Origin of the sequence: Mesorhizobium sp. BH1-1-5 (assembly GCF_020165615.1) — a bacterium.
GTDB lineage: Bacteria > Pseudomonadota > Alphaproteobacteria > Rhizobiales > Rhizobiaceae > Mesorhizobium.
The window spans coordinates 244,111-270,450 of record NZ_JAIUIM010000002.1 but is presented as its reverse complement, the minus strand read 5'-3'; the positions used below and the strand labels follow the sequence as shown (position 1 = coordinate 270,450).

At 65.3% G+C, this 26,340-nt stretch carries 21 protein-coding genes; 19 read left to right on the top strand and 2 right to left on the bottom strand.

Annotated elements, in window-relative coordinates:
• The first annotated feature begins 29 nt into the window (after positions 1-29).
• The 13 genes from LB572_RS03880 to lpxC all read left to right on the top strand — a co-directional run bounded on the left by LB572_RS03880 (position 30) and on the right by lpxC (position 16,637).
• Positions 30-1,484, top strand: coding sequence for a UDP-N-acetylmuramoyl-L-alanyl-D-glutamate--2,6-diaminopimelate ligase (locus LB572_RS03880; protein ID WP_224666787.1), 1,455 nt, complete (start codon positions 30-32; stop codon positions 1,482-1,484).
• Positions 1,481-2,914 (top strand): UDP-N-acetylmuramoylalanyl-D-glutamyl-2,6-diaminopimelate--D-alanyl-D-alanine ligase, encoded by a 1,434-nt coding sequence (locus LB572_RS03875; RefSeq protein ID WP_224666786.1) that lies wholly within the window; start codon positions 1,481-1,483, stop codon positions 2,912-2,914. Before LB572_RS03880 ends, LB572_RS03875 begins: the two co-directional genes overlap by 4 nt.
• Before the next feature lie 26 nt (positions 2,915-2,940).
• Positions 2,941-4,023 (top strand): phospho-N-acetylmuramoyl-pentapeptide-transferase, encoded by a 1,083-nt coding sequence (mraY, locus tag LB572_RS03870; protein WP_140806896.1) that lies wholly within the window; start codon positions 2,941-2,943, stop codon positions 4,021-4,023.
• 10 nt (positions 4,024-4,033) lie between these two features.
• On the top strand, positions 4,034-5,437 hold the full coding sequence (gene murD / locus LB572_RS03865) for a UDP-N-acetylmuramoyl-L-alanine--D-glutamate ligase (RefSeq protein ID WP_224666785.1): 1,404 nt from the start codon (positions 4,034-4,036) through the stop codon (positions 5,435-5,437).
• Complete coding sequence (ftsW, locus tag LB572_RS03860) at positions 5,437-6,588, top strand: putative lipid II flippase FtsW (protein ID WP_140806894.1); 1,152 nt, start codon at positions 5,437-5,439, stop codon at positions 6,586-6,588. Before murD ends, ftsW begins: the two co-directional genes overlap by 1 nt.
• A gap of 6 nt (positions 6,589-6,594) precedes the next feature.
• Positions 6,595-7,719, top strand: coding sequence for an undecaprenyldiphospho-muramoylpentapeptide beta-N-acetylglucosaminyltransferase (gene murG, locus LB572_RS03855; RefSeq protein ID WP_224666784.1), 1,125 nt, complete (start codon positions 6,595-6,597; stop codon positions 7,717-7,719).
• Complete coding sequence (gene murC / locus LB572_RS03850; protein WP_224666783.1) at positions 7,716-9,122, top strand: UDP-N-acetylmuramate--L-alanine ligase; 1,407 nt, start codon at positions 7,716-7,718, stop codon at positions 9,120-9,122. Before murG ends, murC begins: the two co-directional genes overlap by 4 nt.
• On the top strand, positions 9,119-10,084 hold the full coding sequence (murB, locus tag LB572_RS03845) for a UDP-N-acetylmuramate dehydrogenase (RefSeq protein WP_224666782.1): 966 nt from the start codon (positions 9,119-9,121) through the stop codon (positions 10,082-10,084). Before murC ends, murB begins: the two co-directional genes overlap by 4 nt.
• A 313-nt stretch (positions 10,085-10,397) precedes the next feature.
• Positions 10,398-11,324: a D-alanine--D-alanine ligase gene (locus tag LB572_RS03840; protein ID WP_224666781.1), complete on the top strand. Its 927-nt coding sequence runs from the start codon at positions 10,398-10,400 to the stop codon at positions 11,322-11,324.
• The gene (locus LB572_RS03835; RefSeq protein ID WP_224666780.1) at positions 11,312-12,256 is read left to right on the top strand and encodes a cell division protein FtsQ/DivIB; all 945 of its coding nucleotides are present in this window, start codon (positions 11,312-11,314) and stop codon (positions 12,254-12,256) included. The genes LB572_RS03840 and LB572_RS03835 overlap by 13 nt, the downstream gene beginning before the upstream one ends.
• Positions 12,253-13,560 (top strand): cell division protein FtsA, encoded by a 1,308-nt coding sequence (gene ftsA / locus LB572_RS03830; RefSeq protein ID WP_224666779.1) that lies wholly within the window; start codon positions 12,253-12,255, stop codon positions 13,558-13,560. The genes LB572_RS03835 and ftsA overlap by 4 nt, the downstream gene beginning before the upstream one ends.
• A gap of 67 nt (positions 13,561-13,627) precedes the next feature.
• On the top strand, positions 13,628-15,289 hold the full coding sequence (gene ftsZ / locus LB572_RS03825; RefSeq protein ID WP_224666778.1) for a cell division protein FtsZ: 1,662 nt from the start codon (positions 13,628-13,630) through the stop codon (positions 15,287-15,289).
• Positions 15,290-15,689: 400 nt separating this feature from the next.
• Entirely contained in the window at positions 15,690-16,637 is a 948-nt protein-coding gene (gene lpxC / locus LB572_RS03820) for a UDP-3-O-acyl-N-acetylglucosamine deacetylase (protein WP_224666777.1), read from the top strand.
• On the opposite strand, the gene LB572_RS03815 is transcribed toward lpxC, so the two are convergent.
• Positions 16,616-17,173 (bottom strand): GNAT family N-acetyltransferase, encoded by a 558-nt coding sequence (locus LB572_RS03815; protein WP_224666776.1) that lies wholly within the window; start codon positions 17,171-17,173, stop codon positions 16,616-16,618. The two genes, lpxC and LB572_RS03815, sit on opposite strands and share 22 nt — an antisense overlap.
• Before the next feature lie 251 nt (positions 17,174-17,424).
• Between LB572_RS03815 and LB572_RS03810 the strand changes: the two genes are divergently transcribed.
• The 4 genes from LB572_RS03810 (at position 17,425) to LB572_RS03795 (ending at position 23,014) form a co-directional block, all read left to right on the top strand.
• Complete coding sequence (locus LB572_RS03810) at positions 17,425-18,294, top strand: outer membrane protein assembly factor BamD (protein WP_140806943.1); 870 nt, start codon at positions 17,425-17,427, stop codon at positions 18,292-18,294.
• A gap of 8 nt (positions 18,295-18,302) precedes the next feature.
• Positions 18,303-19,976: a DNA repair protein RecN gene (gene recN, locus LB572_RS03805; protein WP_224666775.1), complete on the top strand. Its 1,674-nt coding sequence runs from the start codon at positions 18,303-18,305 to the stop codon at positions 19,974-19,976.
• 141 nt (positions 19,977-20,117) lie between these two features.
• Positions 20,118-22,322 carry an NAD-dependent DNA ligase LigA gene (ligA, locus tag LB572_RS03800; protein ID WP_224666774.1) on the top strand — a complete coding sequence of 735 codons (2,205 nt, stop codon included), beginning with the start codon at positions 20,118-20,120 and terminating at the stop codon, positions 22,320-22,322.
• Complete coding sequence (locus tag LB572_RS03795; protein WP_224666773.1) at positions 22,322-23,014, top strand: DUF2461 domain-containing protein; 693 nt, start codon at positions 22,322-22,324, stop codon at positions 23,012-23,014. Before ligA ends, LB572_RS03795 begins: the two co-directional genes overlap by 1 nt.
• A gap of 131 nt (positions 23,015-23,145) precedes the next feature.
• Here LB572_RS03795 and LB572_RS03790 read toward each other — a convergent pair whose 3' ends face one another.
• Positions 23,146-23,904, bottom strand: coding sequence for an SDR family NAD(P)-dependent oxidoreductase (locus LB572_RS03790; protein ID WP_140806939.1), 759 nt, complete (start codon positions 23,902-23,904; stop codon positions 23,146-23,148).
• A gap of 155 nt (positions 23,905-24,059) precedes the next feature.
• On the opposite strand from LB572_RS03790, the gene LB572_RS03785 reads away from it, so the two are divergent.
• Entirely contained in the window at positions 24,060-25,469 is a 1,410-nt protein-coding gene (locus LB572_RS03785) for an aldehyde dehydrogenase family protein (RefSeq protein ID WP_224666772.1), read from the top strand.
• Positions 25,447-26,286, top strand: coding sequence for an N-formylglutamate amidohydrolase (locus LB572_RS03780; protein ID WP_224666771.1), 840 nt, complete (start codon positions 25,447-25,449; stop codon positions 26,284-26,286). The genes LB572_RS03785 and LB572_RS03780 overlap by 23 nt, the downstream gene beginning before the upstream one ends.
• The last annotated feature ends 54 nt before the right edge of the window (positions 26,287-26,340 follow it).

Sequence of the window (26,340 nt, the reverse complement as noted above, 5' to 3'; positions counted from 1 at the left end):
CGCTATTTTGTTGCGGTGAACGGGACTCAATGCATCTAAAAGATCTAGCCGGTGTCCTGCCTGTCGAGGGAACAGCTTCCCCCGATCTGGAGGTGACCGGACTTTCCTCCGATTCCCGCTCGGTCAAGACCGGCGTCGTCTTCTTCGCACTTGCCGGCAGCAAGGCCGACGGTTCGACCTATGCCGCCGATGCCGCAGCCCGAGGCGCAGCGGCGATCGTCACCGGCAGGGGCACGGCCATCTCCGGCCTGTCGATCCCGGTTCTCGCCGTCGATGATCCGCGCTTGGCGCTGGCGCTCAGCGCGGCGCGCTTCTTCGGACGCCAGCCGCAGACAATGGTCGCTGTCACCGGCACCGCCGGAAAGACATCCGTCGCCGCCTTCACCCGCCAGATATGGGAGCAGGCGGGTTTTGCCGCCGCCTCGATCGGCACGACCGGCGTCGTGGCGCCCGGCCGCAACGAATATGGCTCACTGACGACGCCCGATCCGGTGGCGCTGCACCGATTGCTCAGGGAACTGGCGGATGCGGGCGTCACTCACGCCTCGATGGAAGCCTCGAGCCACGGTCTCGACCAGCGCCGCCTGGACGGCGTGAGGCTCGCGGCCGGCGCCTTCACCAATCTCGGCCGCGACCACATGGATTACCATCCGACGGTCGAGGATTATCACCGCGCCAAGCTGCGCCTGTTCGACACGCTGCTGCCGAAGGGCGCGCCGGCGATCGTCTTTGCCGACGACCCGTGGTCGGAGCCCACCATCAAAGCCGCGAAGGCGGCGGGACTGAAGGTGCTGACCGTCGGCCGCCATGGCGACTTCCTGACCCTCAAGCGGGTGGAGCATGAACGCCATCGCCAGCGCGCCGAGGTCGTGGCGGACGGCGTGCTCTACGAGGTCGACCTGCCTTTGGCCGGCGATTTCCAGATCGCCAACGCGCTGGTCTCGGCCGGGCTTGCCATCTCTACTGGAACGCCGGCAAGCAAGGCCCTGGCGGCATTGGAAAAATTGCAAGGCGCGCCGGGCCGGCTCGACCTCGTCGGCACCACCGCCGCCGGCGCTCCCGTCTATGTCGACTACGCGCACAAGCCCGATGCGCTGGAGAATGTGCTGACCTCGGTGCGGCCCTTCACCACCGGCCGGGTCGTCGTGGTGTTCGGCTGCGGCGGCGACCGCGATCGGGGAAAAAGGCCGATCATGGGCGAGATCGCGACGCGGCTCGCCGATGTCGTCGTCGTCACCGACGACAACCCGCGCACGGAAGTGCCCGAAACCATCCGCGCGGCGATTCTTGCCGCCGCGCCCGGCGCCATCGAGATCGGCGACCGCCGCAAGGCAATCCACGAGGCGGTGGCGATGCTGCGTGCCGGCGATACGCTGATCGTCGCCGGCAAGGGGCATGAGGAAGGCCAGACCGTCGGCACCGAGACCTTCCATTTCTCCGACCATGAGGAAGTGCGCGATGCGCTGAAGGAGCGCGCCGCATGAGCCTGCTGTGGACGTCGGAAGCGCTGGTCGAAGCCATGGAAGGCAGGCCAATCGGCTCGCTGCCGGATGGCATCACCGGTATTTCCATCGACAGCCGCAGCCTGGAGCCGGGCAACGCCTTCTTCGCCATCAAGGGCGAGGCTATGGACGGCCATGATTTCGCGACAGCCGCGGTCAAGGCCGGAGCGGCGGTGCTGGTCGTCGCCGAGGGCAAGCTGCCCTCGCTCGGCCGGCTGACGGCGCCGATGATCGTCGTGCAGGACGTGCTTGCGGCCCTCGAGAAGCTCGGCGTCGCGGCCCGCGCGCGCTCGAAGGCCCGGATTATCGCGGTCACCGGCTCGGCCGGCAAGACGACCACAAAGGAAGCGCTGCGCCATGTGCTGTCGGCGGTCGGCAAGGTGCACGCCTCGGCACAGTCGTTCAACAACCATTGGGGCGTGCCGCTGACGCTGGCGCGCATGCCGCAGGATTGCGACTACGCGGTCTTCGAGATCGGCATGAACCATCCCGGCGAGATCAGGCCGCTGGTCAAGATGGTCAGGCCGCATGTCGCCATCGTGACGATCATTGCCGCCGCCCATCTCGGCTTCTTCAAGAACCTCGACGAGATCGCCATGGCCAAGGCCGAGATTTTCGAGGGGATCGAGCCTGGCGGCGCCGCGCTGCTCAATCGTGACGATCCACGCTGGAAGCTGCTCGGGAAAATGGCGAAAGACGCGGGCGTCGAGCATGTCTACGGCTTCGGCGAAAATGCCCGCTCGGCCTTCCGCCTTGCCGGCTGCGAGCTTCATGCCGACCATTCCGAAATCGCCGTCAAGATCGGCAAGAGGGACCTGACGGCCCGTGTCGGCGCGCCCGGCCGCCATATCGTGCAGAACGTGCTGGCGGTGCTGGGCGCCGCGCAACTGGTCGGAGCCGACCTCGACAAGGTCTCGGCCGCGCTCGCCGATCTTTCGGCCGCGCGCGGGCGGGGCCGGCGCCATGTCCTGCAGCATCCCAACGGGCCGATCACGCTGATCGACGAGAGCTACAACGCCAATCCGGCGTCGATGGCGGCGGCCATGGCGCTGCTCAACGCCACGCCGGTCTCGGGCGAGGGCCGGCGCATCGCCGTGCTCGGCGACATGCTGGAGCTCGGCAGTCATTCGGCTAAGCTCCACGCCGCGCTTGCCGAACTGATCGTCGGCACGGGCACGCGCAACGTCTTTCTCGGCGGACCGGAAATGCAGGCGCTGGCCGAGGTTCTGCCTGCCGACGTCCAGACGGAGTATCGGGCCGGCGCCGATGAGCTGAAGCCGATCGTGATCTCCGCGCTCAGGCCCGGCGACGTGGTGATGGTCAAGTCGTCGAAGGGCATCGGGTTTTCAAAGCTGGTCGAGGCATTGCTCGGCAAATTTCCGGCGGAAGCCACAAACATTAAGCCGGCCTAGGTCGGGTTCCGGGAGACGGAAGGACCATGTTCACACTGCTCGTCGATTTCGCGGACAAGATCTCGTTCTTCAACGTCTTCCGCTACATCACTTTTCGCACCGGCGGCGCGCTGATCACCTCGGCGCTGATCGTCTTCATCTTCGGGCCGACGATCATCAATTCGCTGCGCCTGCGGCAAGGCAAGGGCCAGCCGATCCGCGCCGACGGCCCGCAGACCCATTTCAAGAAGGCCGGAACGCCGACCATGGGCGGGCTGATGATCCTGTCCGGCATCATCGGGTCGTCCGTGCTATGGGCGAACCTATCCAGCATCTATGTCTGGGTGGTGCTTTTGGTCACCGTCGGCTTCGGCTCGATCGGCTTCTACGACGATTATCTCAAGGTCACCAAGCAGTCGCATCTGGGCTTTTCCGGCAAGGCGAGGCTGGCGATCGAGTTCGTCATCGCCGCCATCGCGGCGTGGGTGATCATGCACAACGGCCAGGCGCCGTTCTCGTCGTCGCTGACCTTCCCCTTCGCCAAGGAATTCCTGGTCAACCTCGGCTGGTTCTTCATCCCGTTCTCCTGCTTCGTCATCGTCGGCGCGGGCAATGCGGTGAACCTGACCGACGGTCTCGACGGCCTGGCGATCGTGCCGATCATGATCGCGGCGGCGTCCTTCGGCGTCATTGCCTATCTTTCGGGCAACGCGGTGTTCGCCGAATATCTGCAGATCCACTTCGTTCCCGGCACCGGCGAGCTCGCCGTCGTGCTCGGCGCGGTGATCGGCGCCGGCCTCGGCTTCCTCTGGTTCAACGCGCCGCCGGCCGCGATCTTCATGGGCGACACCGGCTCGCTGGCGATGGGCGGCCTGATCGGCACCATCGCGGTCGCCACCAAGCACGAGATCGTGCTGGTCATCGTCGGCGGCCTGTTCGTGGTCGAGATCCTGTCGGTCATCATCCAGGTCGGCTATTTCAAGATGACCGGCAAGCGCGTCTTCCTGATGGCGCCGATCCATCACCATTTCGAAAAGCTCGGCTGGACCGAAAGCCAGGTGGTGATCCGCTTCTGGATCATTGCCGTCATCCTGGCGCTGGTCGGCCTCTCCACCCTCAAGCTCAGATAGGACTCGCCGCTTGATCCCCGCCTTTTCCCTTTCAGGCAAACGCGTTTCGCTCTTCGGGCTTGGCGGCTCGGGGATCGCCACCGCGCATGCGCTGATCGCGGGGGGCGCCGAGGTGCTGGCCTGGGACGACAATCCAGACAGCGTCGCCAAGGCGGCGGCCGCGGGGATTGCGACCGGCGATCTGCGCGCCGCCGACTGGCCGCTCTTCTCAGCCTTCGTGCTGTCGCCAGGGGTGCCGCTGACGCATCCGAAGCCGCATTGGACGGTGGAGCTGGCGCGCGGCGCCGGCGTCGAGGTGATCGGCGATATCGAGCTGTTCTGCCGCGAGCGCATCAGCCGCGCGCCGGCAGCGCCCTTCATCGCGATCACCGGCACCAACGGCAAGTCGACAACGACGGCGCTGACGGCGCATATCCTGAAGTCGGCGGGCCGCGACACGCAGATGGGCGGCAATATCGGTCGCGCCATCATGACGCTCGATCCGCCCGAGTCTCAACGGGACTATGTGGTCGAGTGCTCGTCCTACCAGATCGATCTCGCGCCCTCGATCAACCCGACCGCCGGCATCCTGCTCAACCTGACGCCCGACCATCTCGACCGGCACGGCACCATGGCGCATTATGCCTCGATCAAGGAAAGGCTGGTTGCGGGCAGCGACACCGCGATCGTCGGCGTCGACGATTCCTGGGGCGCCCAGATCGCGGACCGGCTGGAGCGGGCTGGGCAGCAGGTGATCCGCATTTCCAAGCGCCTGCCTTTGACCGACGGCTATTTCGCCGACGGCGCCAATCTGATGGAAGCCGTGCATGGCCGATACAGCCGCGTCGCCTTCCTCGAAGGCATCGGCTCGCTGCGCGGCCAGCACAATGCGCAGAATGCGCTGGCGGCCGTCGTCGCTTGCCTCAAGGTCGGGCTCGAGCTTGGCGAGATCCAGGCCGGGCTCGAAAGCTTCCCCGGGCTGGCGCACCGCATGGAGCAGGTCGGCCGCAAGGACCATGTGCTGTTCGTCAACGATTCCAAGGCGACCAATGCCGATGCGGCGGCACCCGCGCTGTCGAGCTTCGCCAATCGTATCTACTGGATCGCCGGCGGCTTGCCCAAGGAAGGCGGCATCGAGCCGCTGCGCGGCTTCTTCCCGCGCATCGCCAAGGCCTATCTGATCGGCGAGGCGGCGCCCGCCTTTGCCGCGACGCTCGGCGAGACGGTGCCTTACGAAATATCCGGAACGCTTGCGGCGGCGGTCGAGCATGCCGCCCATGACGCGGCCCGCGACACCGGCGGCGAGGCCGTGGTGCTGCTGTCGCCGGCCTGCGCCAGTTTCGACCAGTTCAAGAATTTCGAAGTTCGCGGCGAAGCCTTCAGGCAAGCTGCGACTGCTATTGATGGTGTGAAACCCATCGGAGGGCCACGTTGATGCAAAGCCGTCTCGACAAAAGTCCTGTCGCCACGTGGTGGTGGACGATCGATCGCTGGTTCCTGGCCGCGTTCCTGTCGCTGATGGGGCTGGGCATCGTCTTGTCCTTCGCCGCAAGCCCCGCGGTGGCCGAGCGCATCGGCCTCGACAGTTTTCACTTCGCCACCAGACAGGTCATCTTCACCATCCCGGCGCTCATCGTCATGCTCGCGGTCTCCTTCCTGCAGGCGCGGCAGATCAGGCGCATGTCGCTGGTGATGCTCTGCATCATGCTGGTGCTGATGGTGGCGGTGCTCTACATCGGCGTCGAGGTGAAGGGCGCGCGCCGCTGGGTGTCGCTCGCAGGCCTTTCCATCCAGCCGTCCGAATTCCTGAAACCCGCCTTCGTCATCATCTGCGCCTGGCTCTTTGCCGAGCATAGGCGTCAGCCCGACATTCCGGGCAATCTGTTCGCCATGCTCTTGCTTGCGCTGGTCATCTCGCTCCTGGTGGCGCAGCCCGACCTCGGCCAGACCATGCTGGTGACGGGCACCTGGGGCGTCATGTTCTTCATGGCCGGCCTGCCGTGGCTATGGATCGTCGCTCTCGGCGCTGTCGGGGCAAGCGGCCTGTTCGCCGCCTATTCGGTGTTCCCGCACGTTGCCCTGCGCATCGACAAGTTCCTTACCGGCGAAGGCGATACATTTCAGGTCGACATGGGCCGCGAGGCGCTGATCAACGGCAGCTGGTTCGGTGTTGGGCCGGGTGAGGGAACCGTCAAGCGCATTGTTCCGGATGCTCATACCGATTTCGTCTTCTCGGTCGCGGGCGAAGAGTTCGGGCTGATCATGTGCTTCTTCATCATGTCGATCTTCGCCTTCATCGTGCTGCGCGGCTTGAACATCGCGCTCAAGGAGCATGACGATTTCACCCGCTACGCCGTCGGTGGACTGGTCACCGTCTTCGGCCTGCAATCGGCCATCAACATGTGCGTGAACCTGCAATTGATGCCCGCCAAGGGCATGACGCTGCCCTTCATCTCCTATGGCGGCTCCTCGCAGATCGCCATCGCCGTCTCGATGGGCATGGTGCTCGCATTGACGCGCAAGCGTCCGGAAAAGCGCAAGCAGATGGGCTTCGTCCTTTCGCAGCGCGCAATGCCGGCGGAATGAGGCAGGATGGCGAAGGGTGTCATCCTGCTTGCGGCCGGTGGAACGGGCGGACATCTGTTTCCGGCCGAGGCGCTGGCGCATGAACTGATCGAACGCGGCTGGAAGGTGCATCTTGCCACCGACCATCGCGCCGAGCGCTATTCCGGCCATTTCCCGGCGGCCGATATCCACACGATCCCCTCGGCCACGCTGGGTTCGAAGAATCCCGTCGCCGCGCTCTCGGCCTTCTGGAAAATCTGGCAGGGCGTGCGGCAGGCCGGCCGGGTGATCGCCAGGATCAAGCCAGAGGCGGTCGTCGGCTTCGGTGGCTATCCGACGCTGCCGCCGCTCTATGCGGCGACAAGGCGAAGAGTGCCGACGCTGATCCATGAGCAGAACGCCGTCATGGGCCGCGCCAACAAGGCGCTTGCCAGCCGCGTCGACGCGATCGCCGGCGGCTTCCTGCCGGAGGGCGCCAGCGCTGACGGCGCAAAGACGGTGACCACCGGCAATCCGGTCCGGCCGCAGGTGCTCGAAGCGGCGAAGACGCCGTATGTCGCATCGAACGAAGGCGAACCGTTCCGCTTCCTGGTGTTCGGCGGCAGCCAGGGCGCGCAGTTCTTTTCCGATGCCGTTCCGGCGGCGGTCGCGCTGCTGCCCGAAGAGCTGCGCAAGCGGCTGGCGATCACCCAGCAGGCGCGCGCCGAGGATGTGGCGCGGGTGAAGGCCGCCTATGCCGACCTCCGCGTCGACGTCCAGGTTTCGCCCTTCTTCACCGACATGGCGGCGCGCATCGCGACGGCGCATTTGGTGATGTCGCGCTCCGGCGCTTCGACGGTTTCGGAGATCGCCGTCATCGGCCGGCCGGCGCTGCTGGTGCCTTATCCGCATGCGCTCGATCACGACCAGGCGGCGAATGCCGCCGCGCTCGCAGCCGCCGGCGGGGCCGAGCTTCATCCGCAGTCGACGCTGTCGGCGGAACGGATCGCCGAGCTGGTCGGCGGGCTGATCAAGGACCCGAACCGGCTGGCGACCATGGCCGCAGCCGCCCGCTCGGCCGGGAAACCGAACGCGGCGCGGTTGCTCGCCGATCTGACAGAGGCTATTGCGTCCGGCAAAACGGTTTCGGACTATAGGAGGACGCGCGCATGAAGATGCCGCAGACGATCGGCCTCGTGCATTTCATCGGCATCGGCGGCATCGGCATGAGCGGCATCGCCGAGGTGCTGCACAATCTCGGCTACAAGGTGCAGGGGTCCGACCAGGCCGACGGCGCCAATGTGCAGCGGCTGCGCGACAAGGGCATCGAATGCTTCGTCGGCCACAGGGCCGAGAATCTCGGCGACGCCGAAGTCGTGGTCGTTTCGACCGCCATCAAGAAGTCCAACCCGGAACTGAAAGCCGCGCGCGAAAAGCTGCTGCCGATCGTCCGTCGGGCCGAGATGCTGGCCGAGCTGATGCGTTTCCGCCAGGCCGTCGCCATCGGCGGCACGCATGGCAAGACGACGACCACTTCGATGGTGGCGACGCTGCTCGAGGCCGGCGGGCTCGACCCGACCGTCATCAATGGCGGCATCATCAATGCCTACGGCACCAATGCGCGCATGGGCGATGGCGAGTGGATGGTGGTCGAAGCCGATGAGAGCGACGGCACGTTCCTGAAATTGCCGGCCGACATCGCCGTCGTCACCAACATCGATCCCGAGCACCTCGACCATTATGGCAGCTTCGACAAGGTGCGCGAGGCCTTCCGCCAGTTCGTCGAGAACGTGCCGTTCTACGGTTTCGGCGTGATGTGCACCGACCATCCGGAAGTGCAGGCTCTGGTCGGCCGCATCGAGGACCGGCGCGTCATCACCTATGGCGAGAACGCGCAGGCCGATGTGCGCTTCTCCAACCACCGCATGCAGGGCGCAATCTCCGAATTCGATGTGGTGATCCGCGACCGCAAGGGGCGCGGTACCTCGACGATCAAGGATCTGCGCCTGCCGATGCCCGGCCGGCACAACGTCTCCAACGCGACGGCGGCGATCGCGGTCGCGCATGAGCTTGGCCTCTCGGCCGAGGCGATCAAGAAGGGCCTGTCGTCCTTCGCCGGCGTCAAGCGGCGCTTCACCCATACCGGCTCGTGGAACGGCGTCGAGGTGTTCGACGACTACGGCCACCATCCGGTCGAGATCGCGGCGGTGCTGAAGGCCGCGCGCAGCGCGACGAAGGGGCGGGTGATCGCCATCGCGCAGCCGCATCGCTTCACCCGCCTGCACGACCTCTTCGAGGAATTCTCGGTCTGCTTCAACGACGCCGACACGGTGATGGTGGCCCCGGTCTATGCGGCCGGCGAGGAACCTATCGAAGGCGTGACTTCCGACGCGCTGGTGTCGCGCATCCGCTCTGGCGGCCACCGCGACGCGCGCTATATCGATGGCGCGGCGGCGATCGCGCCTGCCATTCGCGAGCTCGCCAAGCCTGGCGATTTCGTCGTCTTCCTCGGCGCCGGCAACATCACGCAGTGGGCCTACGCGCTGCCCAAGGAACTTGGTGGGACGCCCTCATGATGCGCGGCCAGGACCTCATCGACAAGTTGGGCGACAAGCTTTCCGGCCTGCGCGGCCGCATCACGCCGAACGCGGAGATGGATAAGATCACCTGGTTCCGGGCCGGCGGCCTCGCCGAGACGCTGTTCCAGCCGGCCGACGAGGAAGATCTCGCGGCCTTCCTGCGCGCGGTGCCTGAAGAGATACCGGTCATGGTGGTCGGCGTTGGCTCCAACCTTCTCGTGCGCGACGGCGGCATTCCCGGTTTCGTCGTCAGGCTCTCGGCCAAGGGCTTTGGCGAGGCCGAGGCCACCGGGCCGACCACGATCAAGGCAGGCGCCGCAACGCCGGACAAACGTGTCGCCGCCGTGGCCTATGAGGCCGGCATCGGCGGCTTCCATTTCTACCATGGCATTCCCGGCGCCATCGGCGGCGCGCTGCGCATGAATGCCGGCGCCAATGGCGTCGAGACCCGCGAGCGGGTCGTCGAGGTGAGGGCGCTCGACCGCAAGGGCAATCTCCATACGCTCAGCAATGCCGATATGGGCTATGCCTATCGCCATTCGTCCGCTCCGGCCGGCCTGATCTTCACCTCGGCGATCTTCGAAGGCATCTTGGAGGACAAGGCGGCGATCAAGGCGGCGATGGATGCCGTGCAGAACCACCGTGAGACGGTGCAGCCGATCCGCGAAAAAACCGGCGGCTCGACCTTCAAGAATCCGGAAGGCACCTCGGCCTGGAAGGAGATCGACAAGGCCGGCTGCCGCGGGTTGATGATCGGCGGCGCGCAGATGTCGCCGATGCATTGCAACTTCATGATCAACACCGGCACGGCGACCGGCTACGACCTCGAATATCTCGGCGAGACGGTGCGGGCGCGGGTGCTCGAGAATTCCGGCATCCGGCTGCACTGGGAGATCAAGCGCCTCGGCAATTTCCGCCCCGGCCATGCGGTGCAGGAGTTCCTCGGCCAGCTCCTTTAGCTCAGGCTGAAGTTCATGTGATGCTTGACCTTCCAGCGATCTGAAATGGCCGCAAAACCGTTGCTTCAAAGACTCACAATTCACTTTTTGCGGCTGTTTTCGCGGAAAGTGAATCTCTCGGAATCATAGGCACTTGCCAGCGAATCAACTCTCTGATTCTCTGCTCTAAAGCGTTTCCTGATTTGAGTCGTTCGACGCGTTAAGTCGCGTTTTCCGTCTGGGGGGGCAACCTGCCGGAAGACTCGGACTCAATGCTTGGAAATGCGGTGCGGGAATATCGGTTGCAGACCCGGCGTGAGAGGGGATGACGGGAATGAAGAAGAAGCATGTGGCTGTCCTCCTCGGTGGATTCTCCTCGGAGCGGCCCGTGTCTCTGTCCTCGGGGAAGGCGTGTGCGGATGCGCTCGAGAATGAAGGCTATCAAGTCACCCGTGTCGATGTTTCGCGCGATGTCGGGGCTGTCCTTGCCGAGCTCAAGCCTGACGTCGCTTTCAATGCGCTGCACGGTCCTTTCGGCGAGGACGGCACCATCCAGGGAATTCTCGAATATCTCGCAATTCCCTACACCCATTCGGGCGTGCTCGCTTCGGCGCTGGCCATGAACAAGGAGCAGGCCAAGAAGGTTGCCAAGGCGTCCGGCATTCCGGTCGCGGAATCCAAGGTGGTCAACCGCTTCGCTGTCCAGAACAAGCATCCGATGAAGCCGCCTTATGTGGTTAAGCCGGTCAATGAGGGATCGAGCTTCGGCGTGGTCATCGTGCATGAGGGGCAGTCGCATCCGCCGCAGGTGATCGGCTCTACCGAATGGCAGTATGGCGAGATCGTCATGGTCGAGCGCTACATCCATGGGCGCGAATTGACCTGCGCCGTGATGGGCGACGTGGCGCTCGGCGTCTGCGAGATCATCCCGACCGGACATTCCTTCTACGATTACGATTCAAAATACGTTCCCGGCGGATCAAAACACGAAATCCCTGCTAAAATTTCACCGAATATTTACCAAAAAATACAGACACTGGCCCTCAAGGCTCATCTTGCCATTGGTTGCCGGGGTGTTTCCCGATCGGACTTCCGTTACGACGACCGTCACTCCGAAAACGGCGAGGTTGTCTGGCTCGAGGTCAACACTCAGCCGGGCATGACGCCGACGTCTCTGGTGCCTGAAATCGCCGCGCAAGCGGGACACTCGTTCGGCGATTTGTTGAGTTGGATGGTGGAGGACGCTTCGTGTCTGCGTTGAGGTGGGGACAGGGTAATGGCGGTGGCGCGGCTGGTTTCGCGCTGTTCGGCATGTCTCTGTCATTCGACCGTTTCGTATTGCCGCGTCAGCTTCGCCGGCCGATGCGCGTACTGGCGCGCCTGTGCGGCGGCGAATATGAGGCGCCGCGCTTTTCGGCGGTGATCCTATCCGCCGCGCTGATCGCATCCAGCAGCGCCTACGGCGCCTATCTCGGCGGCTACAGCGACAGCATCGTGCAGGGTGTGACGGCGCGCACCGGCTTTGCCGTCGATCAGATCAAGGTGGTCGGCAACCGCCAGACGTCCGAAATCGACGTGCTCGACCGGCTCGGCCTCGACGGCTGGACCTCGCTGATCGGCTTCGACGCCGAATCGGCCCGCGAGCGCATCGCGACGCTGCCCTGGGTCGAGGGTGCGGCGGTCCGCAAGATCTATCCGCATACGCTGGAAGTTCGCATCGAGGAGCGTCAGCCCTTCGCGCTTTGGCAGCAGGGCACTTCGGTTTCGGTCATCGAGCGGTCGGGCGAGGTGATCGCTCCGTTCTCGGGCGGCAAGCAGGCGTTGCTCCCGCTGATCATCGGTGCCGGCGCGCCGGCGATGGCGCCAGCCTTTCTCGCCAAGATCGAGCGCTACCCCGAGCTCGCGGCGCGGGTCAAAGGTTACATCCGTGTCGGCGAGCGCCGCTGGGACCTGAAGCTTGAGAACGGCATCACGATCAAGCTGCCGGAAGACGACGAGGACCAGGCGATCGCCGAGCTCATCAAGATCGATCATGACAACGGGCTTTTGACGCGCGACATCGCCGCCGTCGATATGCGGCTCCCCGATCGGCTGGTCGTGGAGCTTTCGCCGGAAGCCGCGACGCAGCGCGAAGCCGCGCTCAGCGACAAGCCGAAGAGCCTGGCCAAGCGCAAGGCGGGGACAAAGATATGAACTGGCTTGGCGGCAGTACCGAAGCTTCCTCGCGCCGGTCGGGCACGCTCACGGTGCTCGATGTCGGCTCCAGCAAGGTTTGCTGCGTGGTGGCGAAGCTCAAGCCGAACGAGGACGGCAAGCTCCTGCGCGGACGTTCGCATCGCATCCAGGTAATCGGCATCGGTCACCAGAAGTCGCAGGGCGTGAAGTCCGGCGTGGTGGTCGATCTCGATCGCGCCGAGCATGCCATCCGGCTTGCCGTCGATGCGGCCGAGCGCATGGCCGGGCTCACGGTCGATTCCCTCATCGTCAACATGACGGCGGGCCGGCTGAAGAGCGAAGCCTTCTCGGCGACCATCAATCTCGGCGGCCATCAGGTCGAGGAAGTCGACATCAAGCGCGTGCTCGCCGCCGGCGCCAAGCAGGCGTTGAGGGCCGAGCGCGAGGTGATCCATTCGCTGCCCGTCGGCTTCTCGCTCGACGGCGAGCGCGGCATGCGCGATCCGCGCGGCATGGTGGGCGATGCGCTTGGCGTCGACATGCACGTGCTGACGGGCGATGCCGCGCCGATGCGCAATCTCGAGCTTTGCATCAACCGCTCGCATCTGTCGGTCGAACGCATGGTGGCGACGCCCTATGCCAGCGGGCTTGCCTCGCTGGTCGACGATGAGCTCGAAATGGGCGCCGCCTGTATCGACATGGGCGGCGGCACGACGACCATCTCGGTCTTCTCGGAAGGCAAGTTCGTCCATGGCGACGCCATCGCCATCGGCGGCAACCATGTGACGCTCGACATGGCCAAGGGCCTGTCGACCTCGCTCGATGCCGCGGAGCGGCTGAAGGTCATGCATGGCTCGGCGCTGCCTGGCAGCGCCGACGACCGCGACCTCGTCTCGATCCAGCCGATCGGCGAGGAGGGCGACGTGCCGCTGCAGATCCCGCGTTCGGTGATGACGCGCATCATCCGCGCCCGCATCGACGAGACGCTGGAGCTTCTGCGCGACCGGCTGAACAAGTCCGGCTACGGCAATGCCGTCGGCAAACGCGTCGTGCTCACCGGCGGCGCCAGCCAGCTGGCCGGCCTGCCGGAAGCGGCGCGCCGCATTCTCGGGCGCAATGTGCGCATCGGCCGGCCGCTGGGCGTCGCGGGTCTGCCGGAAGCGGCCAAGGGACCGGCATTCTCGACCCCGGTCGGACTGATGATCTATCCGCAGATGGCGAGCTTCGAGAGCCATTCTGCGAAAGGACTTTCCGGTTTCAGGATGACCGGAACGGGCGGAAAACTGCATCGCATGAGTCAGTGGTTGAGAGACAGTTTTTAATTTGACGGGGACAGCCCCATAGGCGGCCGCAGCGGCGAGGCGGCGGGAAAGGCAAAGGACGGAGACAATGACCATCAATCTGCAAAAGCCGGACATCACCGAGCTTAAGCCCCGCATCACCGTGTTCGGTGTCGGCGGCGGCGGCGGCAATGCCGTGAACAACATGATCACAGCCGGCCTGCGCGGCGTCGAGTTCGTGGTGGCCAACACCGACGCGCAGGCGCTGACCATGTCGAAGGCCGAGCGGTTGATCCAGCTCGGCGCGCACGTCACCGAAGGTCTCGGCGCCGGCTCGCAGCCGGAAGTCGGCCGCGCGGCGGCGGAAGAGTGCATCGACGAGATCATCGATCATCTGTCCAACACCCATATGTGCTTCGTCACCGCCGGCATGGGCGGCGGCACCGGCACGGGCGCTGCTCCGGTCGTTGCCCGCGCGGCGCGCGAGAAGGGCATCCTCACGGTCGGCGTCGTCACCAAGCCGTTCCATTTCGAAGGCCAGCGCCGCATGAAGACGGCCGATATGGGCATCGAGGAACTGCAGAAATGCGTCGACACCCTGATCGTCATCCCCAACCAGAACCTGTTTCGGCTGGCCAATGACAAGACCACCTTCGCCGACGCCTTCGCCATGGCCGACCAGGTGCTCTACTCGGGCGTCGCCTGCATCACCGACCTGATGGTCAAGGAAGGCCTGATCAATCTCGACTTCGCCGACGTGCGTTCAGTGATGCGCGAGATGGGCAAGGCCATGATGGGCACCGGCGAGGCTTCGGGCGAGGGCCGCGCGATGGCCGCGGCGGAAGCCGCTATCGCCAACCCGCTGCTCGACGAGACCTCGATGAAGGGCGCCAAGGGCCTGCTGATCTCGATCACCGGCGGCCGCGACCTCACGCTGTTCGAGGTGGACGAGGCCGCGACCCGCATCCGCGAGGAGGTCGACCAGGACGCCAACATCATCCTGGGCGCAACCTTCGACGAGGAACTGGAAGGCGTGATCCGGGTGTCGGTCGTCGCCACCGGCATCGACAAGTCGGCGGCCGAAATCGCGGCCGCGCCGATCTCGATCCGCGCGCCGCAGAAGCCGGCCGCCCGTCCGGCGGCGGCTCCGGTCGCTGAAATCCGCCCCGCTCCGGTCCAGCCGCAGGCCTACGAGCCGCGCGCGGTCGATCCGGTCGCCGAGGCGATCCAGCTTGCCGAGGCAAACGCGGCCGCCATGGCGCAGCCGCGCGCCGTGCCGGTCGACGACTTCCGGCCGCAGAGCAAGATCTTCCAGGCCCCGCCGGCGCAGCCGCAGCCGCAACCAGTGGTGCCGCAGCAGGTCATGCAGCAGCCCGCGCCGGAGCGCGAGATGCCGCAGCCGGTGGCCCAGGCGCCGCAGCGTATGCCGCGGGTGGAAGACTTTCCGCCGGTGGTAAGGGCTGAAGTCGAAGCCAAGACCCGGCCCGCGGATCATGAGAACAGCGGTCCGATGGGGCTGATCAAGCGGCTGACCAACGGCCTGACCCGCCGCGAGGAAGAGCCGGCCCGGCTCCAGCCGGCGCAGCCGCGCGAGCCGAAGCTGCGCCAGGCCGCGCCGGAAATGCGCCGTCTCGCCAGCCAGGATCCGCAGCTCTACGCGCCGCGCCGCGGCCAGCTCGACGACCAGGGCCGGCTGACGCCGCAGGCCCGCACGGTTCAGGAAGACGACCAGCTGGAAATTCCGGCTTTCCTGCGCCGCCAGGCCAACTAATCGACACGGCGGCGCCGATCGCCGATACGGCGTGCCGCTGATCGCGATACAGCATGCCGCTGATCGTTAACGATATATAACGGTTGTTAACAGGCAGACGAGATCTCGTCTGCCTGTTGCTTTTGTAATATTCATTAATAACAATGGCTTATGAGCTATTTTTGACAGGTTTCCGTGGTTACACGGGGTAAGAAACCGTGATTTGGAGTCTCCAGGGCGGGCCATTATCTTCGCGACGGACTAAAGTCGGTTAGCTGGGATTCGGGGAGTAGCCCTGCCTGCCGACCATACCAGAGCCGCATGCCCTTGCTTATTTTGCCGCCTTTGTGCGAGCGCCAGACCAACACCCTGGCTGCAAGATACCCAGGGCCGATGGAGCGGACGCAGGCATTTTGGGCGTATGGGGTTACTCTTGCACGACTATCAGACGACAGTGAAATCGCGCGCGACGCTGGCTGGCATCGGCGTCCATAGCGGCAAGACCGTCACAGTTCATTTCCTGCCGGCGGACGCCGATACGGGCATCGTCTTCCATCTTTCGAATGGCGGCGAAGCCCGGGAGTTCCGCGCTTTGGTCGCGGAAGTCGGCGCCACCGATCTCTGCACCATGCTTGGCGACCCGGCCGGCGAGCATATCGGCACGGTCGAGCATCTGATGGCCACGGTGTTTGGCCTCGGCATCGACAACCTCATCGTCGAGATCGACGGGTCGGAAGTTCCCATTCTCGACGGCAGCGCCATGGCCTTCGTCGAAGCCATCGACCAGGCGGGCATCGAGACGCTGGCGGTGAAGCGTCGCTATATCCGCGTCGTCAAGCCGGTACGCGTGGAAGCAGGCGCGTCCTGGGCGGAGTTCCGCCCCTATGACGGCACGCGCTTCGAGATCGAGATCGATTTCGAGAGCCCGGCGATCGGTCGACAGCAATTCGCTTCCGACATCAATCCCGACATCTTCCGCCGCGACATCGCGCGGGCGCGGACCTTCGGCTTCATGAAGGACGTCGAGAGGCTTTGGGCCGCAGGCTACGCGCTCGGCTCGTCGCTCGAAAACTCGCTCGTCATCGGCGACGACAACCGCGTCATCAATGTCGGCGGGCTGCGCTATTCCAATGAGTTCGCCCGCCACAAGACGCTCGATGCGATGGGCGACCTGGCGCTGGCCGGCGCTCGCTTCATCGGCTGCTTCCGCTCCTATCGCGGCGGCCACCGGATGAACGCCTCGGCGTTGCGCCGGCTGCTTTCCGACCACACGGCCTTCGAGATCGTCGAGACCCGGCGCCGCGAGCGCGGCCGCGTCGCCGAGATGATCGCCGTCAGCCGGCCGGTCTACGCGCCCTGGGTGATCTGAGCCGACGCGTCCCAGGTTTCGCGCCGGATTTCGTATTCCACATCGCTGTGCTCGGCCCCCGGCAGCCTGTCGGGCTCTTCGACATAGAACGTGCCGACATGCGTGAGCCCGGCCTTTTCCAGGACACGGCGCGAAGCCTTGTTGACGGCCATCGTGCTGGCAATGATTCGGACAAAACCGAAGCGGGAGAAACCGGACTCGACCAGCGCTCTCGCGCCTTCGCTAGCGTAGCCGAGCCGCCAAACCGCGCGCCGCAAGCGATAGCCTAATTCCGCCGAACCATCGCCGCGATCGTATAGCGAGAACCAGCCGACAAACGCGCTGGATACCTTCTCCCGGGCGCTCCAAACGCCCTGTTCGGTGCCGCGCGGCATCAGGAAATCGGCAGAAGGATCGGTACCGTCCGGCGGCGTCGGCCTGCCGCCATTGAGAAAGCGCATCACGTCCGGATCCTGCTCCAGAGCGAAAAGATCATCCCGGTCGGCCGGGATCACGGGCTTCAGCAACAGGCACGGTGTTTCCACTTCCCGGGACATGTAACGGTTCCTTTGCGATCGACGGGGCAATATCTCGCCTGATGTGGCAAGACGCAGCCGGCCGGTTTGATGTGGGGCAAGGCTGTGTGGTAATATTGCATCACCGGGGCGCCAAATCGCAGCTTGTTTGCGGCGTTCCGCGGTCGCCACAAAAATGTGCGATTGGCCGGACATAGCGTTGCCGGGCAAGGGGATAATGGTTTATGGCTTCGGCCCGGACCGAAACGACGCCGAAGGGGCGGAATCCAAACATGTTTTTTTCGCGAGTTGGTCAATCGGCAACGCCGCGTCGACGTGCTTTGCTGGCGCTGTCGGTGGTGGCTCCCGCGCTCGTGTTGTCGGCCTGCATGTCCTCCGAGAAGGATGTCAACCTGGCGACCTATGTCGACCAGACCGAACCGGCCGACGTTCTCTACAACCAGGGCCTGGCCAACATGAATGCCGGCCGCCTCGACGAGGCGAGCAAGAAATTCGACGCGGTCGACCGCCAGCATCCCTATTCGGAATTCGCCCGCAAATCGATGGTGATGGGCGCTTTCGCCGACTATCGCGGCGGCAATTATGACGAAGCGATCGGCACCGCGAAGCGCTATCTGACGCTTTATCCCTCGACCGACGATGCGGCTTACGCGCAGTACATCATCGGTCTCTGCTATTACCGGCAGATCAAGGACGTCACCCAGGACCAGAAGGAAGCCCGCCAGACCATCCAGACCATGCAGGATCTGGTGACGCGCTGGCCGAACTCCGAATATGTCGGCGACGCCAAGGACAAGATCCGCTTCGCCAACGACCAGCTCGCCGGCAAGGAGATGCAGATCGGCCGCTACTATCTCGAGCGCCGCGAATACATCGCCGCTGTGAAGCGCTTCCGCACCGTGGTCGAGAACTATTCCAGCACCCGCCATGTCGAGGAGGCGCTCGCGCGCCTGACCGAGTCCTACTATGCCATGGGTCTGACCTCGGAGGCGCAGACGGCCGCAGCGGTGCTCGGCACCAACTATCCTGACAGCTCGTGGTACAAGGATTCCTACAAGCTCCTGCAGAGCAACGGGCTTGAGCCGCGCGAAAATGCCGGGTCGTGGATCTCCAAGGCCGGGAAGCTGATCACCGGCGCCTGAAGCTTGCGATGCTGTCCAGACTGTCGATCCGCGATATCGTCCTGATCGAGAAGCTGGACATCGACTTCCTGCCTGGGCTTTCGGTGCTGACCGGCGAGACCGGCGCCGGCAAATCCATCCTGCTCGATGCCTTGTCGCTGGCGCTCGGCGCGCGCGGCGATGCTTCGCTTGTCCGCCACGGCGCGGCGCAAGGCCAGGTCATCGCGGTGTTCGACGTGCCGCGCAATCATCCGGCTCGCGCGCTGCTCGCCGAAAACGAGATCGAGGACGATGGCGACGTCATCCTGCGCCGCGTGCAGACGGCAGACGGCCGCACCCGCGTCTTCGTCAACGACCAGCCCTCCAGCGTCACGCTGATGCGCGATGTCGGCCGCGCGCTGGTCGAGATCCACGGCCAGCATGACGAACGTGCCCTGGTCGATCCCGGCGCGCATCGCGAATTGCTGGACAGTTTCGGCGGCCATCTGGGTGCCGTGCGCGGCACGGGCGAAGCCTGGCGCTACTGGCGAAATTGCGAGCAGGAGCTTTCCCGGCATCGCGCCAAGGTCGAGGCGGCGGCGCGCGAGGCCGATTACCTGCGCGCTTCCGTGGCCGAGCTCGCAAAGCTCGATCCGGCGCCGGGCGAGGAAACGGAGCTTGCGGATTTGCGCGCGCAGATGATGCGCGTCGAAAGGATCGCCGGCGAAATCCATGACGCGCAGGACGTGCTGTCGGGACCGTCTTCGCCCTTGCCCCAGCTTGCCAGCCTGTTGCGGCGGTTGCAGCGCAAATCGGGCGAAGCGCCCGGTCTGCTCGACGAGGTGGTGAAGTCGCTTGACGAGGCGATGATCTCGCTCGATGCGGCGCAGTCCGGCGTCGAAGCTGCGCTGCGCGCCACCGAATATGATCCGCAGCGTCTGGAGAAGGCGGAAGAGCGGTTGTTTGCGCTGCGCGCCGCGTCGCGCAAGCACAATGTGCCGGTCGACGACCTGGCGAAGCTGCGCGACACGATGGTGGCCGATCTTGCTGACCTCGATGCCGGCGAGGAGCGGCTGCATGCGCTGGAAAAGCAGGCCGCCGCAGGGCGCGAGGCCTACGATATTTCCGCCGCGCAGCTGTCGTCGCTGCGCCATGCGGCGTCGGCGGGGCTGACCAAGGCGGTGATGGCCGAATTGCCGGCGCTGAAGCTCGAGCGGGCCGAGTTCATCGTCGAGATCGCAAGCGATGCCGAGAGCCGCATGGAAGAAGGTATCGACCAGGTCGAATTCTGGGTGCGCACCAATCCGGGCACCAGGCCTGGGCCGATGATGAAGGTCGCCTCTGGCGGCGAGCTGTCGCGCTTCCTTTTGGCGCTGAAGGTGGCGCTTGCCGATCGCGGCTCGGCGCCGACCCTGGTCTTCGACGAGATCGATACCGGTGTCGGCGGCGCGGTGGCCGACGCCATCGGCCAGCGGCTGGCGCGGCTGTCGAAGCGGGTGCAGGTGCTATCGGTCACGCATGCGCCGCAGGTCGCGGCACGCGCGGCGACGCATTTCCTGATCTCGAAATCCGGCGGCAAGGACCGCGTCGCCACCGGCATCGCCGAGATGGACCGCGCCGCGCGCCAGGAAGAGATCGCCCGCATGCTGGCCGGCGCCACCATCACCGACGAAGCGCGCGCGGCGGCGGATCGACTGTTGCGCGAGAACACGGCCGCCGCTTAGAAGTTCGACGCCTTGGCCCCTCGGAAGCAGAGTCAGGAGATGTCTGTATCTTCCTGTCAGCCAATGATTTTTCCACAGGCCATCCCCTTGCCGGCGAATCCTGATTTATAGTGGCCTGCCACACTTTGAGGATCGCGCAGCATGTCGGAAAAACCAGTCGAATCGCTGAGCGAAAGCGAAGCAGCTGATGAGCTGAAGCGGCTGGCGGCCGAGATTGCTGAGCACGACCGGCGCTATCACACGGAAGACGCGCCGACGATCACCGATGCCGAATATGACGCGCTGCGGCGGCGCAATCTTGCCATCGAGGAGCAGTTCCCGGGGCTGCTGCGTGAGGATTCGCCGTCGCTCAGGGTTGGCGCCGCGCCGGCGGAAGGTTTTGCCAAGGTACGCCACGCCGTGCCGATGCTCAGCCTCGCCAAGGCCTATACCGACCAGGACGTCGCCGATTTCATCGAACGCGGCCGGCGTTTCTTCGACCGTGACAAGGACCTCGACATCGCCTTCACCGCCGAGCCGAAGATCGACGGTCTGTCGGCCTCGCTGCGCTACGAGAACGGTGTGTTCGTGCAGGGCGCGACGCGCGGTGACGGCGCTGTCGGCGAGGACATCACCGCCAATCTGAAGACGATTGCCGACATTCCGAAGGCGCTGAGGGGGTCGGGCTGGCCGGAGACGATCGAAATCCGCGGCGAGGTCTACATGACCTACGCCGAATTCGAGGCCCTGAAGCAGCGTTCGGCGGCGGTCGGCGGCCAGGAATACGTCAATCCGCGCAACACGGCGGCAGGGTCGCTGCGCCAGAAGGACCCGTCGGTCACCGCCAGCCGCAACCTCAAATTCTTCGCCTATGCCTGGGGCTACACGACGGCGGACCCCGCGCCGACGCAGTTCGAGGCGGTGCAGAAATTCGGCGAGTGGGGGTTCAAGGTCAGCCCGCTGATGGTGCGGGCGAAGTCGATCGAGGACCTGATCGCGCAGTATCACCAGATCGAGGAACGGCGTTCCTCGCTCGGCTACGACATCGACGGCGTCGTCTACAAGGTCGACCAGCTCGAGCTGCAGCGCCGATGGGGTTTCGTGACCGGCGAGCCGCGCTGGGCCGTCGCCCACAAATTCCCGGCCGAGCAGGCGATGACGACGGTCGAGAAGATCGACATCCAGGTCGGCCGCACCGGCACGCTGGCGCCGGTGGCGCGGCTAGCGCCGGTCACGGTCGGCGGCGTGGTGGTCGAAAACGTCACGCTGCACAATGAAGACTATATCAAAGGCTTCGACAGCAACGGCCAGCCGATCCGCGACGGCATCGACGTGCGGATAGGCGACACGGTGGTGATCCAGCGGGCAGGGGACGTCATCCCGCAGATCGTCAGCGTCGTCATCGACAAGCGGCCGGCCGGCGCGGTTCCCTATGAATTCCCGCATACCTGCCCGGTCTGCGGCTCGCCGGCGACGCGCGAGATCAACGAGAAGACGGGTAAGGAAGACTCACGCCGCCGCTGCACCGGCGAGCTGATCTGCGCCGCGCAGGCGGTGGAAAGGCTGCGCCACTTCGTGTCGCGCGGCGCGCTCGATATCGAGGGCCTCGGCGCGGAAAACATCGACCTCTTCTTCAATTCGGGGCTGGTCAAGACAGCGGCCGACATCTTCACGCTGAAGGACCGAAGGCCAGCGGTCACCAAGGCGCTGGCCGAGCGGCGCGAGGAGCAAGCGCGGCTGCGCGAGGAAGCCTCGGGCAAGACACGCAAGAATGTGCGCAGCGTCGAGGAGCGCAACTATGAAGGCCTCGACAAGCTCTTCGCGGCCATCGACGCGCGGCGCGAGCCGGAGCTCGACCGCTTCATCTTCGCGCTCGGCATCCGCCATATCGGCGAGACGACGGCCGCCGTGCTTGCCCGCCAGTTCTCGACCATCGAGGAACTGATCCGCATCGGCAAGGAAACGGCAAAGGCGGAGGATCCCCACACCGTGTTCCCGTCGATCAATGGCATCGGCGACACCGTCATCGATGCGTTGCGCAACTTCTTCGGCAACGAACGCAACGATGACGTGCTCGACAGGCTGCTCGAGCAGGTCAAGCCGAAGTCGTATATCGTCACCGTTTCGGCCGATAGCGAGGTTGCGGGCAAGACCATCGTCTTCACCGGCACGCTGGAAAAGATGACACGGTCCGAGGCCAAGGCAATGGCAGAACGGCTCGGCGCCAAGGTGGCGGGCTCGGTGTCGGCCAAGACCGATCTGCTGGTGGCCGGGCCAGGGGCGGGTTCCAAACTGAAACTTGCCGGTGAACTCGGCGTCGAAGTCATCGACGAGGACACCTGGCTGCAGCGGGTCGGCAAGGCGTGATGACGGGCGAGTTCAAGGGTTTTGGGCCTAAAGCCATCCCTTTCTTCAAGGCGCTCGACTTCCACCAGAGCCGCGAATGGTTCCAGGAGAATCGCGACCTTTACGACAGTGAGCTGCATGGGCCGCTCTGCGATCTGGTCGAGACGCTCACAGAGCGATTCGAGGCGGCGAAGCTCGGTCTGCGCGGCGATCGCAAGAGATCGCTGTTCCGCATCAATCGCGACGTGCGCTTCGCCAAGGACAAGCGGCCCTACAACCGGCACCTGTCGGCGATCCTGTCGCCAGACGGCAGCAAGATGTCGCAAGGCGTCTTCTATGTGCATATCGGACTGGAGCGTTGCTTCGCCGGCGTTGCATGGTGGCAGCCGGCGCCGGAGCTGCTGCAGGCCATGCGCAAGGCGATCGTGACCAAGCCGGCCGCGTTCCGCGCCATGGTCACTTCACTCAAGAAGGCGGGCCTCGAGCTTGATGCGGAGGATCGCCTCAAGCGCGCGCCGCGCGGCTTCGAGGACGTCGGCGACGAGGATCTTGCGCAAGCGGTGCGCAACCGGCATTTCGTGGTCCGGCACGACATCGATCCGGCGACGATCCATTCGCCGGCGCTGGTCGACGATCTCGTCGGGTTCACGCTTGGCGCCAAGCCGCTGCTCGACTGGGGCAGGGCGATCCAGGGGACGGCCGTGGCGGCCTAAAGCGCGTCGCGATCTTTCAGATTCGCTCCATGCGCTTTAGGTTCTTGATTTTACGCATGTCTTTATCCCGAAACCGGTTCCCACTTTCGGGAGACATGTGTTGACGCCGCCGTCCGGCGGTCGCCAGCCGCTCACATCCGCATCAAGAGGCCGCCGTCGACAGCGAGTTCGATGCCGGTGATGTAGCTCGCGGCGTCAGAGAGCAGGAAGAGCGCGGCGTTGGCCATGTCCTGCGGCGTGCCGATGCGGCCGAGAGGCGCGTAACTCGCCACGGCGGCGCGTTTCTCCTCGGTGTCCCAGCGCGCCTGCAACGGTGTCAGCGCCATGCCGGGGCAGATCGCGTTCGAACGGATGCGCTCGCCCGCAAGCTGCATGGCTAGCGACTTGGACAGCGCGCACACGCCGGCTTTTGAGGCCTGATAGGCGTCCTGCGGGTTGGGGTCGCCGCGATACCACTGGATGGTCGAGAAATGCACCATGGCGCCGCCGCGCCCGCCGGCGCGCATATGGGGGACGACCGCGCGCGCCGTGTGCACGAAGGATTTCAGGTTGATGTTGAAGACGTCATCCCAGACGCCGAGATCCATGTCGAGCGCCGACCTGTCGCGACCGAACCACAGAACGCCGGCGACATTGGCCAGATAGTCGATGCCGCCGCGCTCGCGGCCGGCAGTGCCGATGACCTCTTCGACGAAGGCGGCGTCGGTAAGATCGCCCTGGGCGAAGGTCAGCCGGTCGTCATATCCGGCCAGCGAGGCCGGACGCGCCTTGACGTCGATGGCGGTGATGGAGGCGCCTGCATCGAGCAGCGCAAGCGCGATGGCCTCGCCCATGCCGCCGCCGGCACCAGCCACGACCGCATGCCTGCCGGTGAAATCAAAGACGACCATCCGTCACCCCTCTTGGTGTTGGCGCCAAGGCGCAATAGCGGGACAATAGGGGCGGACAAAAAAACCATCAAGCCGTATTCGAAAAAATTTGCCAAAATGGAAAATCGCGATATCGTGCCGCGATCGACAGCTTCCTATGGGTGGATTCCAAGACCATGAACCTGCATTCCGGCACGCGGACATTTTCGGTGACCTCTCCTGTCGACGGCTCGATCTACGCCACGCGCAGCTATGCGGACGGCCCGACGATCGAGGCGACTGTTGCCCGGGCCCGCGCGGCGCTGCCGGGCTGGCGGCGCACGCCGCTGGCCGAGCGCCTGGCGATCCTTCTGCGCTTCGGCCAGGAGATGAAGGCGCGCGCCGCCCCGCTGGCCGAGGCGGTGGCATGGCAGATCGGCAGGCCGCTATGGCAGGCCGACGAGACGCCGCGCCTGGCGCTGATCGGCGAGTTGCTTGCAGGCGCCGCCCCCGAGACGCTGGCCGACATGCCCTATCCGTCGGACGAGAGCATCCGCCGCTACGCTAGGCCGGTGGCGGGCGGCCTGCATCTTTCGATCTGCGCCTGGAACTACCCGACCGCCATGCTTGGCTATCTGGTCACGTCGCCGCTTGCCGCGGGCAATGTGGTGGTCTTCAAGCATTCGCCGCAGACCCCGTTGATCGCGGAGCTTGCCGAGGAGGCTTTCCGGGCCGCCGGCGGACCGGAAGGCGTTTTCCAGAGCCTGCATCTCGACCATCCGGATGCCGAGCGCCTCATCGCGTCGGGCATCTTCAACGCCGTCAATTTCATCGGCTCGGTCAATGGCGGCCGGCGCGTGCATGCGGCGGCGGCCGGCACTTTCACCCAGGTGCATCTGGAGCTCGGCGGCAAGGATCCGACCTATGTGCGCTCGGATGCAGACCTCGAAGCGGCGGTTCCGCTGATCGCCGAGGGCAGCTATTCCAATGCCGGCCAGTCCTGCTGCTCGGTCGAGCGCATCTATGTCGACCGCTCGATCCACGACCGTTTCGTCGAGGCGCTGGTCGCCGAGACGGCGAAATGGTCCATCGGCCACCCGATCGGCGAAAAGCCGATGGTCGGTCCGGTTGTGCGCGCGGTCGCGGCCGACACCATTCGCGGCCTTACCGAAAGCGCGGTGCGGGCAGGGGCGAAGCGCCTGATGCCGCAGGACGGCGCGCTCAAGGCGGCAAAGCTCGGGACCGCCTATGTCGCGCCTGAAGTGCTGACCGGCGTCGATCATACCATGCAGATCATGCGCGACGAGCTGTTCGGGCCGGTGGCCTGCGTCCAGGCAGTGAGCGGTGACGACGAAGCGATCCGGCTGATGAACGACAGCGACTATGGCCTCAGCGCCTCGATCTGGACGCGCGATGTCGAGCGCGGCGTGACCTTGCTCGACGAGGTCGAGGCCGGCACGGTCTATCTCAACCGTTGCGACCATGCCGACCTCTATCTGCCGTGGGGCGGCATCAAGAACTCCGGTCTCGGGCGCACCAACGGGCGCGCCGGCCTGATCGAGGCGACGGCGGCGAAAGCTTACCATGTCCGCTCCGTCATCGCCTGACTGCCAGCGGCATCCGACCGTGCGGGGCCTTGAAAAGCTTGGCGATGCGGCGGTCGCGGCGCTTGCCGCGGCCGGGGTGGAACGGCTGCTGCCGGAAGCGGCCAGCCCCTATCTTTTGATCGCCGAGCATGCCGGCAACGCCGTGCCGGCGGCGTGGCGCGACCTTGGCCTGGCAGAGCCTTATCTCGGCACCCATTTCGCGGTCGATATTGGTGTCGATGCGCTGACGCGGCGGCTCTCGCAAACGTTGCGGGCGCCGGCGGTGATCGCGCGCTATTCTCGGCTGTTCCTCGACTACAACCGACCGGCCGAGGAATGGGACTTCATGCGGCCGGACCTCGGCGGCATTCCGGTGCCGGGCAATCTGGCAGTCGATGCCGCGGATTTGCGGCTGCGCAAGCTTGTCGCCTGGGCGCCGGTCGAGCGGGCGATCATCGAAGCGACCGCCGGCAGGCGGGCGCTGATCTCGGTGCATTCCTTCACGCCGGTGATGGGCGGGGTGCAGCGCAATGTCGATATCGGCGTGCTGTGGCGGGACCAGTCGCCCTTCGTCACCGCGGTGCTGAAAACGCTCAGGACCCAGGGCGCGGACGCAGGCTTCAGGATCGGCGACAACGAACCTTACGACTGGCGCCAGGCTGTCGGTTACACGCTGAACCGGCATGGGCTGCAACAGGGCCGGCCCTGCCTCTACCTCGAGGTCCGCAACGATCTCCTGGCCAATCCGGAAACATTCGAACGCATCAGCCGCATCTTGGAGGCTGCCTTTGCCACCGTCGCGATATCCTTATGGCCGCAATCAGCCGTAGCCGTCTAAAGGCTGGACGCTCAAATAGCGGAACGCTAGAGCTTGTCGAATTGGAAACACGAC

Excerpts from the sequence above, each read along its gene's own strand:
- LB572_RS03790 (WP_140806939.1), bottom strand. The coding sequence starts at position 23,904 with ATGGTCGTCTTTGATTTCACCGGCAGGCATGCGGTCGTGGCTGGTGCC.
- LB572_RS03875 (WP_224666786.1), top strand. The coding sequence starts at position 1,481 with ATGAGCCTGCTGTGGACGTCGGAAGCGCTGGTCGAAGCCATGGAAGGC.
- murC (WP_224666783.1), top strand. The coding sequence starts at position 7,716 with ATGAAGATGCCGCAGACGATCGGCCTCGTGCATTTCATCGGCATCGGC.
- mraY (WP_140806896.1), top strand. The coding sequence starts at position 2,941 with ATGTTCACACTGCTCGTCGATTTCGCGGACAAGATCTCGTTCTTCAAC.
- LB572_RS03780 (WP_224666771.1), top strand. The coding sequence starts at position 25,447 with ATGTCCGCTCCGTCATCGCCTGACTGCCAGCGGCATCCGACCGTGCGG.
- ftsA (WP_224666779.1), top strand. The coding sequence starts at position 12,253 with ATGAACTGGCTTGGCGGCAGTACCGAAGCTTCCTCGCGCCGGTCGGGC.
- LB572_RS03880 (WP_224666787.1), top strand. The coding sequence starts at position 30 with ATGCATCTAAAAGATCTAGCCGGTGTCCTGCCTGTCGAGGGAACAGCT.
- LB572_RS03815 (WP_224666776.1), bottom strand. The coding sequence starts at position 17,173 with ATGTCCCGGGAAGTGGAAACACCGTGCCTGTTGCTGAAGCCCGTGATC.
- lpxC (WP_224666777.1), top strand. The coding sequence starts at position 15,690 with ATGGGGTTACTCTTGCACGACTATCAGACGACAGTGAAATCGCGCGCG.
- ftsW (WP_140806894.1), top strand. The coding sequence starts at position 5,437 with ATGCAAAGCCGTCTCGACAAAAGTCCTGTCGCCACGTGGTGGTGGACG.
- murG (WP_224666784.1), top strand. The coding sequence starts at position 6,595 with ATGGCGAAGGGTGTCATCCTGCTTGCGGCCGGTGGAACGGGCGGACAT.
- murB (WP_224666782.1), top strand. The coding sequence starts at position 9,119 with ATGATGCGCGGCCAGGACCTCATCGACAAGTTGGGCGACAAGCTTTCC.
- recN (WP_224666775.1), top strand. The coding sequence starts at position 18,303 with ATGCTGTCCAGACTGTCGATCCGCGATATCGTCCTGATCGAGAAGCTG.
- LB572_RS03840 (WP_224666781.1), top strand. The coding sequence starts at position 10,398 with ATGAAGAAGAAGCATGTGGCTGTCCTCCTCGGTGGATTCTCCTCGGAG.
- ligA (WP_224666774.1), top strand. The coding sequence starts at position 20,118 with ATGTCGGAAAAACCAGTCGAATCGCTGAGCGAAAGCGAAGCAGCTGAT.
- LB572_RS03785 (WP_224666772.1), top strand. The coding sequence starts at position 24,060 with ATGAACCTGCATTCCGGCACGCGGACATTTTCGGTGACCTCTCCTGTC.
- ftsZ (WP_224666778.1), top strand. The coding sequence starts at position 13,628 with ATGACCATCAATCTGCAAAAGCCGGACATCACCGAGCTTAAGCCCCGC.
- LB572_RS03795 (WP_224666773.1), top strand. The coding sequence starts at position 22,322 with ATGACGGGCGAGTTCAAGGGTTTTGGGCCTAAAGCCATCCCTTTCTTC.
- LB572_RS03810 (WP_140806943.1), top strand. The coding sequence starts at position 17,425 with ATGTTTTTTTCGCGAGTTGGTCAATCGGCAACGCCGCGTCGACGTGCT.